The sequence below is a fragment of the Cryobacterium sp. genome, assembly GCF_026786305.1.
Taxonomy (GTDB): Bacteria; Actinomycetota; Actinomycetes; order Actinomycetales; family Microbacteriaceae; genus Cryobacterium.
The window spans coordinates 1-14027 of sequence record NZ_JAJAYI010000022.1; the positions used below are offsets into that span (position 1 = coordinate 1).

The 14027-nt window shown below is 65.3% G+C and carries 13 protein-coding genes; all 13 read left to right on the forward strand.

The features are described from left to right. The first annotated feature begins 296 nt into the window (after positions 1-296). The gene (locus LH475_RS02110) at positions 297-1361 is read left to right on the forward strand and encodes an efflux RND transporter periplasmic adaptor subunit (RefSeq protein ID WP_196845155.1); all 1065 of its coding nucleotides are present in this window, start codon (positions 297-299) and stop codon (positions 1359-1361) included. Beyond that, entirely contained in the window at positions 1358-2053 is a 696-nt protein-coding gene (locus LH475_RS02115) for an ABC transporter ATP-binding protein (RefSeq protein WP_196845156.1), read from the forward strand. The genes LH475_RS02110 and LH475_RS02115 overlap by 4 nt, the downstream gene beginning before the upstream one ends. Beyond that, entirely contained in the window at positions 2050-3276 is a 1227-nt protein-coding gene (locus LH475_RS02120) for an ABC transporter permease (protein ID WP_196845157.1), read from the forward strand. The genes LH475_RS02115 and LH475_RS02120 overlap by 4 nt, the downstream gene beginning before the upstream one ends. A 70-nt stretch (positions 3277-3346) precedes the next feature. Then, entirely contained in the window at positions 3347-6247 is a 2901-nt protein-coding gene (locus tag LH475_RS02125) for a DNA translocase FtsK (protein ID WP_196845158.1), read from the forward strand. Positions 6248-6250: 3 nt separating this feature from the next. Next, entirely contained in the window at positions 6251-6844 is a 594-nt protein-coding gene (gene pgsA / locus LH475_RS02130; RefSeq protein ID WP_196845159.1) for a CDP-diacylglycerol--glycerol-3-phosphate 3-phosphatidyltransferase, read from the forward strand. A gap of 127 nt (positions 6845-6971) precedes the next feature. Beyond that, positions 6972-7445, forward strand: coding sequence for a nicotinamide-nucleotide amidohydrolase family protein (locus tag LH475_RS02135; protein WP_297412756.1), 474 nt, complete (start codon positions 6972-6974; stop codon positions 7443-7445). 157 nt (positions 7446-7602) lie between these two features. Next, on the forward strand, positions 7603-7911 hold the full coding sequence (locus LH475_RS02140) for a helix-turn-helix transcriptional regulator (protein ID WP_196845160.1): 309 nt from the start codon (positions 7603-7605) through the stop codon (positions 7909-7911). Between the two features lie 116 nt (positions 7912-8027). Next, a complete protein-coding gene (locus LH475_RS02145; protein ID WP_196845161.1) occupies positions 8028-8252 on the forward strand; it encodes a DUF3046 domain-containing protein in 225 nt (74 codons plus the stop codon). A 312-nt stretch (positions 8253-8564) separates the two neighbouring features. After that, positions 8565-9713, forward strand: a complete 1149-nt coding sequence (recA, locus tag LH475_RS02150) for a recombinase RecA (protein ID WP_297412752.1) — start codon at positions 8565-8567, stop codon at positions 9711-9713. A gap of 92 nt (positions 9714-9805) precedes the next feature. Then, positions 9806-10555, forward strand: a complete 750-nt coding sequence (locus LH475_RS02155; RefSeq protein WP_196845162.1) for a regulatory protein RecX — start codon at positions 9806-9808, stop codon at positions 10553-10555. A 53-nt stretch (positions 10556-10608) separates the two neighbouring features. Continuing rightward, positions 10609-12210: a tRNA (N6-isopentenyl adenosine(37)-C2)-methylthiotransferase MiaB gene (miaB, locus tag LH475_RS02160; protein ID WP_297412753.1), complete on the forward strand. Its 1602-nt coding sequence runs from the start codon at positions 10609-10611 to the stop codon at positions 12208-12210. Between the two features lie 5 nt (positions 12211-12215). Then, positions 12216-13235 (forward strand): tRNA (adenosine(37)-N6)-dimethylallyltransferase MiaA, encoded by a 1020-nt coding sequence (miaA, locus tag LH475_RS02165; protein ID WP_297412754.1) that lies wholly within the window; start codon positions 12216-12218, stop codon positions 13233-13235. A gap of 9 nt (positions 13236-13244) precedes the next feature. Then, the coding region (dapF, locus tag LH475_RS02170) for a diaminopimelate epimerase (protein ID WP_297412755.1) at positions 13245-14027 on the forward strand (783 nt) is incomplete at its 3' end.

The window sequence follows — 14027 nt, forward strand, 5'->3', positions numbered from 1 at the left end:
CCCCCACGACACCACCAGGAACCCTTCCCCCGCACCAGCCCCCGCTGCCCCGCCCGTGCGCGACCCCTGGAACTCTCCCAGCCACTTCGACGACCCCCACCCCCAACCGTTCTAAACGAGGCGGCGCCCCGATCACAGGTTGTTGGTCGTCATCTCGGTATTTCCACCCTCAACGTCACTATTAGTTTCATTTCCACCTCGTGGCGGCGCAACCGACTGTGGCACATCCGCACGCACACCGTTATGATCAGCCCATCGAACATGACCTACGTTGGGTCAGCCGGGTGGGGAGTGTCGTGAACATTGCACGCAAATGGGTCTTTCCCATCCTTCGACTGATCTGCATCGCGGCCATCGCCGTGGCCCTCGTCAAGATTGCGTTCTACCCCGACAATGCGGTCGACAGTAACCCGGCCGAACCGACCGGCGTCATCGTCGAACCCCAGATTCCGGTGGCTCTCGGCACCATCAGCAACGACGTGACGCTGCCGGGCACGGTCAGCGCCGATCCGGCCGTCGCCGTCAAAGCGACCGCAATCGGCACGGTCGACGAGATCTTCGTGGCGGCCGGCTTGGCCGTGAACAAGGACGACAAGATCTACGACATCCGGGTCGAGACGATCAAAGATCCCGTCGAAACAACGGATGCCGACGGCAACGTCACCATCACCCAGCCGAAACCGGTGATCACCTTCGCCAAGGTGCTCGCCCCGATCGCCGGCATCCTCAGCTCGCTCGGCGTGATCCACGGCCAGAGCGTGGCCGTCGGGGATGCCACCGGCCAGGTTGCACCGCCGAGCTTCTCGGTGAGCGGCGCGCTCAGCCCCGAGCAGCAGTATCGCCTGCTGACCAAGCCCAACGATGCATCCGTAGCGATTACCAATGGGCCCGCCCCGTTCACCTGCACGGGACTGACCATCACCACCCCGCTGGCCGGTGCCACGACCGGCGGTGACGGCGGGGCCGGCGGCCAGACCGGCACGAGCGGCACCACCGTCACCTGCGCGATTCCGGCCGAGGTGACCGTCTTCTCCGGTCTGGCCGCCCAGATCACGATCGCCGCCGGTCTGGCCGAAAACGTGCTCGTCGTTCCGACCACCGCGGTCAAGGGCTCCGCCGAGACCGGCGTCGTCTGGTTCGTCGTGCCCGACGGTGGTACCGAAGAGCGCCCGGTGATGCTCGGCATGACCGACGGAATCAACGTGCAGATCATCGACGGACTCATCGAAGGCGACCTGATCAACCAGTTCGTGCCGGGCGCCACCGCGGTCGCTCCCGGCACCGGCGGCTGCGATCTGCAGCCCGATGGCAGCACGGTCTGCTTCGACGGCGGCATTTCCAGCAGCGGGATCTCCAAATGACCCTGCTGCACCTCGAGGGCGTCACCCGGACGGTGCAACTCATCGACGCACCCCCGCTCACCATCCTCTCCGGCGTTGACCTCGAGGTGAACGTGGGTGACCGTGTCTCGATCGTCGGTCGCTCCGGTTCGGGTAAAACCACCCTGCTCAACCTGCTCGGACTGCTCGACAACCCCACGAGCGGCACCATGCTGTTCGAGGACCGCCCGGTGCAGTCGCTGCCTACCGGCGCCCGGGACCGGCTGCGCGGCCGTGAGGTCGGCTTCATCTTTCAACAGTTCAACCTGCTGCAGGGCCGCACCGCCCTCGAAAACGTGATGACCCCACTGCTCTACGCCGACGGTCGCCAATTCTGGCAGCGCGCCCGCATTGCCACCGAGATGCTCGAACGGGTCGGTCTCGGCGACCGGCTCGGCTCGCTGCCCGACCGATTGAGCGGCGGTGAGCAGCAGCGGGTGGCGATCGCCCGTTCACTGGTGCGCGGTCCGCGACTGATTCTCGCCGACGAACCCACCGGCGCCCTTGACCTCGAAACCGGGGAAACGGTGATGGACCTCATCGATGAGGTCGCCACCGAATCCGGGGCCGCTCTGGTCACCATCACGCACGATCCGGCCATCGCCGCCCGGGCCACCCGTCACCTGCGGCTCGATCATGGCGTGTTGCAGGTTTCGAGCGCGGTGCCCGCATGAAGCGCGTCGCGAGCAACCTGGTCGGCTCGGTCATCGAGGCCTGGCAGGAAGTACGCATCCACAAGACCCGCGTCATGCTGTCACTGATCGGCGTGGCGGTCGCCGTCTGTGCCATCACGACCGTCGTCGGGCTCGGCGGAGTCGCCCAGCAGGCGACCGTCGAATCGAGCGAGCGATCGGGTGGGCGCGCGGCCAGCCTGTACCTGTCTGCGTCAATGAACGACGGCTCCACCCCAACCAAGATGCCCGAAATCTGGCGTACCGCCCTCGAACGGTACAAAATCGACTATGCCAGCCGGGTCGTCAACACCAGCCAGACGGTGCAATTCGCTGACGGCGCCGTGCCGGTGCAAACCTTCGGGGTCGACCCGCCCTACGGCACCATGCACCGCATCACTCTCGATGAGGGAACCTGGTTCACCGATGACGACCGGGCCCGGCTCGCGCCAGCCGTGTTGATCAACTCAATCTTCTGGGACCGCCTCGGCCGACCCGACCTGCGCACACACCCGACGGCCACCCTGGTCGGCGAACGCACCACGACGGCCGTCGTCACCGGTGTCTATCCGGCGCTCTCCTACGAAACCGAACCGGCTATGTACATACTCGCCGACGCCCTCACCGCCATCACCCCGGTCGTCAGCGGCCCGAACCTGCAATTCGGACCGCCGTCCTACGAGCTGTGGGTGCCCGTCGACGTGTCCGAACAGCTGGTGGGCGCTCTGCAGCGTGATGTGCAGGGGGCGCTGGGAAGTGATGCAGTCGTTCAGGTGAACCGCCAGGACTATGCGGCGTTCCAGGACGGCGACCCGTACCTCTCGCTCAAGCTCACGGTCGGTGCCATCGCCGGTCTCGTGCTGCTGCTCGGCGCTCTCGGCCTGGTCAACATTGCCCTGGTCACGCTCAAGCAGCGCATTCGAGAGATCGGCATTCGGCGTAGCTTCGGGGCGACCGCCGGCCGGGTGTTCTTCGCCGTCATGATGGAAAGCGTCGTCGCGACCGTCGTCGCCGGCATCGTCGGCGTGATCGCCGCTGTGCTCATCGTGAAGAGTCCGTTGGTTGAGGATTTCATCAGCCAGGGCCAGGTCACCGACTTTCCGCCGTTCCCGGTCGAAGCGGCCATCCTCGGCCTGGTCTGCGCGAGCGTCGTCGGCGCTCTGGCCGGGCTGATCCCGGCACTGGTCGCGGTGCGGGTGAAGGTGATTGACGCCATCCGCTATTGACACAGACGGATGCCGCCGGCCGTGGGCGTGGGGCCGGGGGAATGTCGCCGGTGCTTGGTAGCGTTATTTCATGGCTACGAGCACTAAGTCGACCGGGCGTGCCCGCACCCCGGCAGCGAAGGGCGCTCCGGCGCGCAAACCGGCAACCCGCGGAGCCGGTCGCACCGCCGCGCAGAAAACCGTCAAGTTCACCGCCGTCGACGTAAAACCGAGCCTCGGCACCCGCGCCTGGATGGGCCTGGCCCACCTGACCGGCGGCGCCGCCCGTGCGCTCGGCCCCGAAAAACTCTCCAAAGACGAACGCCGCGACGGCCTGCCATTCTTTCTCGTGCTGCTCGCCATCTCGGGAGCCATCGTTGAATGGTTCCTGATCAACAACGTCGTCGCCCAGCAGCTCGACGCGTACACCTTCGGTGGGCTGTTCGGCCGGGTCGCCTTCGCCCTCCCGGTCATTTTGCTGCTGTTCTCTGTCTGGCTGTTTCGCAAACCCAGTTCCGTGCACGACAACGGCCGCATCGGCATCGGGCTCAGCCTGCTGCTCGTAACCATCTCGGGACTCTGCCACATTTTCGGCGTGCAGCCGCAGCCGCAAGACGGCATGCCAGCCCTCGCGCTGGCCGGCGGGGTCATCGGGTGGATGATCGCCGCCCCGCTGATCATGCTGACCACGTCGATCGGTGCCACGATCGTCGTCATCGTGTTGTTGCTGCTGAGCCTGTTCATCATCACCAAGACCCCGCCGAACCGGGTCGGTCAGCGCTCCCGTGAGCTCTACGACTGGCTGTTCGGCGCCCAGCTGACCGAGGACGAAGAACGAGCGGCCGCACAAGAGGCCAAGGGCGCCAAGCTGGGCAAGACCGCGCAGGTTGAGCTGGACGGCGTCGACGATGAGTCCGAGGGCGCACTGCCGTGGTGGCGCCGCAACAACAGCAAGCGGGAGGAAGACCCCGACTTCGGTAGTGCACTATCGACTGAAGCTAAGGTTGGACCCTCCACCCCCGATGCCGCCGACCCGCTCAGTGTGCTGCTCGGCGGCAGCCAGTCAAGGGGCGGTTTCGACAGCGCCATCGAGTCCGAAGTCACCGATCACACCGCGCCGCCCGAACGGGATCACTACGGCACCGACGTGCTCGAAGACCTGCGCAAGGCCGAGCTCGCCGTCAAACGATTCACCGGCGAGGTCGACCTCGGCGGGGCGCCGTCCACCGGATTGCACTCCGACGACCCGGCCGGGCACACCGAGGTGCTCCCCGGCTTCGACGACGTCTTTCCCGAACTGAGCCAGGCAGTGGATGCCTCCGGCGCGGCCCTGCCGCCCCTCGCCTCCACCGACCCCCACCCGGCCATTCCGTATCTCGTGCCCGCGGCATCCACTCTCACAGCCGGCCCGCCGGCCAAGGCCCGTTCGGCCGCCAATGATGACGTCGTCAAGTCGATCACCGAGGTTCTGCGCCAGTTCCAGGTCGATGCGAAGGTCACCGGATTCTCCCGTGGTCCAACTGTCACGCAATACGAGATCGAACTCGGCCCGGGCGTCAAGGTCGAGCGCGTCACGGCGCTCAGCAAGAACCTCTCCTACGCGGTCGCCTCGAACGAGGTGCGCATCCTCTCGCCCATTCCCGGCAAGAGCGCCATCGGCATCGAAATCCCCAACACCGACCGCGAAATCGTCACCCTCGGCGACGTGCTGCGTTCGAGCACCGCCACCAATGCCACGCACCCGATGACCATCGGCGTCGGCAAAGACGTCGGCGGCGGCTTCGTCATCGCCAACCTCGCGAAAATGCCCCACCTGCTCGTGGCCGGTTCGACCGGCTCGGGCAAGTCGAGCTTCGTGAACTCCATGATCACGAGCCTGCTGATGCGCGCCAAGCCGAGCGACGTACGCATGGTGCTCATCGACCCGAAGCGGGTCGAGCTCGCCGCGTACGCTGGCGTGCCGCACCTCATCACTCCCATCATCACGAACCCGAAGAAAGCGGCCGAAGCGCTGCAGTGGGTCGTGAAAGAGATGGACATGCGCTACGACGACCTTGCGAGCTTCGGCTTTCGCCACATCGATGACTTCAACAGGGCTGTAGTCAATGGCGAGATCGTGCTGCCGGTTGGAAGCGAACGCAAACTCAAGCCGTACCCGTACCTGCTGGTCGTCGTCGATGAGCTGGCCGACCTCATGATGGTCGCCCCGCGCGACGTTGAAGACTCCATCGTGCGCATCACCCAGCTCGCCCGCGCCTCCGGCATCCACCTCGTGCTGGCCACCCAACGACCCAGCGTCGACGTTGTCACCGGGCTGATCAAGGCCAACGTGCCCTCGCGGCTGGCGTTCGCCGTCACGAGCGTCACCGACTCCCGGGTCATCCTCGACCAGCCCGGCGCCGACAAGCTCATCGGCCAGGGCGACGCGCTGTTCCTGCCGATGGGCGCCTCCAAAGCCGTGCGCGTGCAGGGCGCCTGGGTCACCGAAGACGAGATCGAGAAAGTCGTCAAGCACGTCACCATGCAGGCCCGGCCCGACTATCGGCCCGACGTCTCCATGGTCGCGCCGCGCAAGGAAATCGACTCCGACATCGGCGACGACCTCGAGGTGCTGCTCGCCGCGGCGGAACTCGTCGTCTCGACCCAGTTCGGTTCGACGTCGATGCTGCAGCGTAAGCTGCGGGTCGGTTTCGCCAAGGCCGGCCGCCTGATGGACCTGCTCGAATCCCGCGAAATCGTCGGCCCGTCCGAAGGGTCCAAAGCACGCGACGTGCTCGTGACGGCCGAGCAGCTGCCGAGCGTGCTCGCCCGCCTGCGCGGTTCCGACGACGAACAGCACGCCCTGAAGGCTCAGTCCGATGACGCGCGCGCCGGGTCGGCACCCGACCCGCGCTACGCCGACGACCCGGTCGAGAAAATGTCACAGGGGTATTCTGAGGTGGACGGCACCGAAGACGACGAGGATGCCTGGAAACTAACCGGCAGGGACTGAACCATGGCATCACCGCACCAATCCGTCACCCGCCCCAGCAATTGGAATGTGCCCAACCTCATCACGGTTGTGCGCATTCTGCTCGCCCCCGTCTTCATCTGGATGCTGCTGGCCGACAACGGCGACAACGGCGCCCTGCGCTGGGCCGCCGCCGTTCTGTTCATCATCGCCATCGCCACCGACGGCATCGACGGCATGATCGCCCGCCGCCACAACCTCGTCACCGACCTCGGCAAAATTCTCGACCCGATCGCCGACAAGATTCTCACCGGTGGCGCCCTGGTCTGCCTGTCCATCCTCGACGAGCTGCCCTGGTGGGTGACCATCGTCATCCTGGTGCGCGAAATCGGCATCACCGTGTTCCGGTTTGTCATGCTGCGCGACCGGGTCATTCCGGCCAGCCGTGGCGGCAAGCTCAAGACCATCGCCCAGTCCGTGTCGATCTCGCTCGCCCTGCTGCCGTTCTGGCTGGTCTTTGGTGAGTGGGTGCACTGGCTCAACACGGCGACCATGACCATCGCCCTCGTGCTCACCGTGGTTTCCGGCCTGGACTATCTGGTCTCGGCCTGGCGCCTGCGAAAGCACGACGTTGCCTGACCCGGCTCCGATCACGGGTTCCCTCCCCGTTACTCACTCGGCTGAACCAACTGGGCCAGCAACTGGGCCAGCAATTGGGCCAGAAACTGGGCCAGTAACTGGGCCAGCGGATGCGACGGCCAAGCTGATCGCGGAGCTCACCACCCGCCACCTCAGCATTGCCGTCGCCGAATCACTGACCGGTGGCCTGCTCGTGGCGGAACTCGTGCGCATCCCCGGAGCATCCGTCGTGGTGCGCGGGGGAGTGGTTGCCTATGACACGGCACTCAAGCGCAGCCTGCTTCACGTTGACAGCAGCGTGCTGAACGTGCACGGCCCCGTACACGCCGATGTCGCCAAGCAGATGGCGGGCGGCGTGCGTACCCTGCTCGCCGTGAACGACGTGCGCGCCGATGTCGGTGTGTCGACCACGGGTGTGGCCGGGCCCGGCCCGGATGGTGGACACCCGGCCGGAACGGTGTTCATCGGCCTGTCCAAGGGCACAGGTTCCTGGGCTGTGCCGCTGCAGCTCGACGGCGATCGGGCCGAGATTCGCGCCGAAACCGTGCGGCAGGCCATTGATGCTGTGCGTGCGCTGATAGCGCAGGGTGACGCGGAATAGTTCCTGTTGCGGGCGGGTTACATCGAAGACATTCACAAGCAAAGCCCAGTGATTCTCAGTAGTGTCAATGTGTTGGATGAATGCAGTATGGTGAGCATCCAGCACCACAATCCGGTAGTGATTGGCTTGAGTTATTAGGCATAAGAAGGAGGTTCCGATGATTCTTGTTCGTCAGCAAATCGGCGATGTGCTCAGGGACTTCCGCCTGCAAAAGGGGCGTACCCTGCGTCAGGTCGCAAGCAAAGCCAGCGTCGCACTCGGCTACCTCAGCGAGGTAGAACGGGGGCAGAAAGAGGCCTCCTCGGAGATTCTCGCTTCTGTCGCCGACGCTCTGGAAACCCCGATTTCGGTCATCATGCGTGAAGTTGGTGACCGTCTCGCCGTCATCGAGGGAATCGATCAGTTCCCCTACACGGTACCGGACGAGTTCGTTACCACCTTTGATGCCGACCTCATGGTGCGCTAGCCACCAGCCGGTCGCATCCCCAGGATTCATATCAGTACACCACCGCCGACACTTCGTGTCGGCGGTGGTGTCATTTCAGGCACGACTGTGTGCCCGACCGAGGTTGAAGGAGCGTTGTGCGACTGAGTGAATTCCGCACCGCAATGAGAGACGAGTTCGGCGACGCCTACGGGCGCGTACTCACCCGCGATCTCGTGCTCACCCCACTCGGCGGACTAACCGCGGACCAAGCTCTCGCGGCCGGTGTTCCTGCCCGCGACGTCTGGCTGGCACTCTGCGCCGAGGTCGACGTGCCGCGCAGCCGCTGGTACGGGGCTGGCATCCCCGCTCCCCGCCGGTAGATTAGCGCGTTCTGGCCCGTCCATGCCAGGCCGGTATTTCGACACGCCGCAGAATAATCTCGGTAATGCTCGAATACCTGTTCGGTCTTGATAGGCTCCTCCACAGCAGACAATCTCACAGATTGCGCACCGTTCGATCGTGCTCCCGGCCAATGTCGGAGGTGCAGCGTACAGTCGCATTTGTCAGAGAAAGTCAGCAATTGCCTTGTCGAAACGCGCATCGGGGTCCTCCCGATGCGCGGGCCGACAGCCTACAGGCGCCACCATGCACACTCGTAGTAGCGACCGTGCAGAACCTAGGAGATCACGACCATGGCATCACAAGCGAACCGCGAGAAAGCCCTCGAAACCGCCCTCGCGCAAATCGACCGTCAGTTCGGCAAGGGATCGGTCATGCGCCTCGGCAGCGACGAACGCGCCCCCGTCGAAACCATTTCGACCGGGTCGATCGCCCTGGACGTCGCGCTCGGTGTTGGCGGACTGCCGCGTGGTCGCATCGTGGAAATCTACGGCCCGGAATCCTCGGGAAAGACCACCCTCACCCTGCACGCCATCGCGAACGCGCAGAAGAACGGTGGCATCGCCGCCTTCATCGACGCCGAGCATGCCCTCGACCCGGAATACGCCAAAAAGCTCGGCGTCGACATCGACGCCCTCCTCGTCTCGCAGCCCGATACCGGTGAGCAGGCCCTCGAAATCGCTGACATGCTCGTGCGCAGCGGGTCCATCGACCTCATCGTCGTTGACTCCGTGGCCGCTCTCGTACCGCGCGCTGAGATCGAAGGCGAGATGGGTGACTCCCACGTCGGCCTGCAGGCCCGCCTCATGTCGCAGGCCCTTCGCAAGCTCACCGGTGGACTCAGCCAGACCAACACCACGATGATCTTCATTAACCAGCTGCGCGAGAAGATCGGCGTGTTCTTCGGCAGCCCTGAGACCACCTCGGGCGGTAAGGCGCTCAAGTTCTACGCCTCGGTGCGTCTCGACATTCGCCGTATTGAAACCCTGAAAGACGGCACCGAGGCGATCGGTAACCGCACCCGCGTCAAGGTCGTCAAGAACAAGATGGCACCGCCCTTCAAGCAGGCCGAGTTCGACATCATCTACGGCATCGGCATCTCCCGCGAGGGCAGCCTGATCGACTTCGGCGTCGACCAGGGCATCGTCAAGAAGTCCGGTGCCTGGTACACCTACGACGGCGACCAGCTCGGTCAGGGTAAAGAAAACTCGCGCAATTTTCTGCTCAAGAACCCGGACATGGCCAACGAGATCGAGCGCAAGATTCTGATCAAGCTCGGCATTGGCCCCGAAGGTATCGCCGCCAAGGCCGCCGAGAAGGCTGCCGCGGCTCTCGTGTTGGAGTCTGAAACCAAGGCCAAGGCTGAAGCGGATGCCACGGCTCTGCTTGCCGGCGGCCCGATCGTCGCCAAGACGGCCCCGGCCGCCCGCAAGAGCGCCTAACCAGACAAGAACGCACTCCAGCACACTGCACGACTACACACTGCACGACTACACACTGCACGACTACAGGCACCGAGAGGCAGGTCACGGGAATGGTTCATTTCGAACCCCAGGACGACGCAGCAGAACGCGCAGACGCCGGTTTGGCTCCCGTGACCTACCTGCCCGGTGCGGCACCCGGAATGAAACGTCGCTCGCCGCTGCATCCGCGACTCGAAGACGGCTTCCCTGATTTCGAGATCGAAGGCACTGCTGCGGCTGCGGCCAATGAAGCCGCTAGTGCGCACAGGGTCAGCGATCACCTCGACGATGAGGCCAACGCCGCAGCCGATTTCGTCGCCGATGCACTCGAGAAGCGTGAGCGGGCCGAAAAGGTTTTGCTGCACCGGTTGCGTGGCCGCTCCCTCTCCACGGTCGAGGCGCTGCTGGTGCTCAACACCACCGGAGTCGACTCCGGTGAGGCGAGTGAGATCATCGAGAAGTTCATCGAGCTGAACTACCTCGACGAGGTCAAGCTCGCCGATCAGATCATCCACAGCCACAACGTGCGCAAGGGCCTCGGTCGCACCGGTGTTGAAGCCGAAATGAGACGGCGCAAGCTCGACCCGAGCGTCATGCTGGACAAACTCGAAGAACTTCCCGATGACGAAGCTGAACGTGCCATCGACCTGGCTACTAAGCGTATTGCGCAGATGGAGCGTTTCGACGACCAGACCATCGACCGCCGTCTCACCGGCTTTTTGATGCGCAAGGGCTACAGCTCGACCGCGGTTCGACTCGCGGTGAAGGCCGCCATGGACAACCGCGGCGGCGGTGGTGCCTCCCGCGTACGATTCCGCTGATGCGCGAACCACACGGCCCGCACACCGAATTGCTCGCGTAAACTGTTACCACTATGAGTATCGTCGCCCCCGAACTAGCAAGCCGAACCGTGATCACCCCCTCGGCAGCCGCGATCGACGAATCGGGGTGCGCGCGCACCTACGAGGTGCGCACCTTCGGCTGTCAGATGAACGTGCACGACTCCGAACGGCTCAGCGGCTCGCTCGAAGCGGCCGGCTACGTCTCGGCCAACGGCGGCGAGGCCGACATCGTTGTGATCAACACCTGCGCGGTGCGGGAAAACGCCGATAACAAGCTCTACGGCAATCTCGGTTACCTCGCCTCGGTCAAGCGCAAGCACGCAGGGATGCAGATTGCCGTCGGCGGTTGCCTTGCCCAGAAAGACAAGGCCACCATCCTCGAGAAAGCACCGTGGGTCGATGTCGTCTTCGGTACCCACAACATGGGCTCCCTGCCAAGCCTGCTCGAACGTGCCCGGCACAACGGCGAAGCTCAACTCGAGATTCTAGAATCCCTCGAAACCTTCCCGTCGACCCTGCCCACCAAGCGGGATTCCAGCTACAGCGGCTGGGTCTCCATCTCGGTCGGCTGCAACAACACCTGCACTTTCTGCATTGTGCCGGCCCTGCGTGGCAAGGAGAAAGACCGCCGCCCGGGCGAAATCCTCGCCGAGATCCAGGCACTCGTCGACGACGGCGCCATCGAGGTCACCCTGCTCGGCCAGAACGTCAACTCCTACGGGGTCGAGTTCGGCGACAAATTCGCCTTCGGCAAGCTGTTGCGCGCGGCCGGAAAGATCGAGGGGCTGGAGCGCATCCGCTTCACCAGCCCGCACCCCGCCGCGTTCACCGACGACGTCATTGATGCCATGGCTGAAACGCCCGCCGTTATGCCACAGCTGCACATGCCGCTACAGTCCGGGTCCGACCGTATCCTCAAATCGATGCGCCGCTCCTACCGTGGGGCGAAGTTCCTGGGCATTCTCGACCGGGTGCGTGCACAGATGCCGAACGCCGCGATCAGCACCGACATCATCGTCGGCTTTCCCGGCGAAACCGAGGAAGACTTTCAGGAGACGCTGCGGGTCGTCGAACAGGCCCGATTCGCGACCGCGTTCACTTTTCAGTACTCCATTCGTCCGGGCACCCCCGCCGCGACCATGCCCGACCAGGTACCCAAGGGCATCGTGCAAGACCGCTACGAGCGACTTGCGGCCGTGCAGGAGCGCATCTCCCTCGAAGAGAACCAGGCGCTCATCGGTCGTGAAGTCGAGCTGCTCGTCGCCAACGGCGGCCGCAAAGACAGTGACACGCACCGCCTGAGCGGGCGCGCCCCCGATAGCCGCCTCGTGCACTTTGATGTACCGGCCGGTTCGGCCCGCCCCCGGCCCGGCGACATGGTCACCGTGGTCGTCACCCAGGCGGCGCCGTTCCACCTCATCGCGGACTCGACCGACGGCGCACCCCTGCGCATCCGCTCGACCCGGGCCGGAGAGGCCTGGGACCGCCTAGAAGCCGAATCCTGCGGAGTTCCCACCCACGGTGGGACGAGCAGCGCGGGTCCGGTCTCGCTGGGCTTGCCCACGATCGGCCTGCGACTCGAAGGCGGCTCCACCACCATTCCCATCTACAACGTGAACGACGACGAGCGTTAGGAACGGTGTCGTCTGAACCAGCGGGGCCCGTTGAACCGGCGGCACTGATCGCGATCGTTGGGTCGACCGGTACCGGCAAGTCTGAGCTGGCGCTCGACCTCGCCGAACGGCTGATTCAGCGTGGGCAGCCAGCCGAAATTGTGAACGCCGACGCCATGCAGCTCTACCGCGGCATGGACATCGGCACGGCGAAACTGTCCCTGGCCGAACGCCGCGGCATTCCGCACCACCTGCTCGACGTGCTCGACGTGACCGACGAGGCCACCGTCAGCAACTACCAAGCGCATGCTCGCGCGGTCGTCACGGAGATACGCGCGCGCGGGGCCACGCCGATCCTGGTCGGCGGCTCGGGTCTCTACGTCTCCGCGGTCGTGTTCGACTTTCGTTTTCCCGGCACCGATCCGGTGCTGCGTGCCCGGCTCGAAGCCGAACTCGCCGTGAACGGACCGGGCCTGATGTACACCCGGCTGCACGGCGTTGACCCGCAAGCTGCACTGCGCATCGGCCCGCGCAACGGTCGACGCCTGGTGCGTGCGCTGGAGATCGTCGAGCTGACCGGAGCCCCACACCTGGCCGCCCTACCGGAGGAGCCGGTGTATTGGCGTCCCAGCGTACTGCTCGGCCTGCGGACCCCGCGTGAGCAGCTCACCACCCGGCTCGATGCCCGGGTGGAGCAGATGTGGGCGAGTGGAATCGTCGACGAAGCGCGCGGTCTGCTTGCCGCCGGCATCGAGAACGGTGTCACCGCGAGCCGCGCGATCGGCTACGCGCAGGCTCTCGGCCAGGTGCACGGTACCCTCAGCCAGGCCGAGGCTATCCAAGCCACGCAGCAGCTCACCCGCCGGTATGCTCGCCGTCAGGTCAGCTGGTTCAAACGGTACGCCCACACGCACTCGATCGCTTCTGGTGCGGTAGACCGAGTCGACGACGCCCTCGCGCACGTCGACTCGGGCAGTGCGCCCCGTTCGCTCACGGCACCGACGGTTCGAGCCAGCCCGGGGATGCCCCCAGCGGCCGCCCCGTAAACTGACAGCATGGGCATCACTTTGAACTTCACCAAGGGCCACGGCACGGGCAACGACTTCGTGCTGTTCGCTGATCCCGACGGCACGATGGAGCTCACCCCGGCGCAGATTCGCGCCGTGTGCGACCGCAAGTATGGAGTCGGCGCCGACGGCATCATCCGTGCCGTGCGCAGCACGAACCTGCCCGACGGCGCGGCCGCCCTCGCCGAAGACGACGCGGCACAGTGGTTCATGGACTACTGGAACGCCGACGGCACGGTCTCGGAGATGTGCGGCAACGGTATCCGTGTTTATGCCAAATTCTTGATTGAAAACGACCTCGCCGAGCTGCAGCCCGGCGCCACCCTCACGATCGGTACCCGCGGCGGCGTGCGTGACGTGCAGCGCACTGCCTCGGGTTTTCAGGTCGATCTCGGTCGGTGGAAGCTCGACGGCACCGAACCGCTCGTGCGCACCAAGAACCTGGCGGTCGCCCGTCCGGGCCTCGGCATCAACGTTGGCAATCCGCACACGGTCGTCGCCCTCGCCGACGACGACGAACTCGACGCTGCCGACCTCACCTTTATTCCGCAACTCGATCCGGCACCGGCTGGCGGCGTCAACATCGAATTCGTCGTACCGAACGACCCGCTCGTCGTCAACGGCGTCGGACGGTTCCGCATGCGCGTGCACGAACGCGGCAGCGGGGAAACCCTGTCGTGGGGGGGCGGGGGCGCCCCCCCCCCCCGGGGCCCCCCCCCCCCGGCCGGGCCGGGCGCGCCGCCCCCCGGGCGGGGGGGGGCGGCCGGGGGG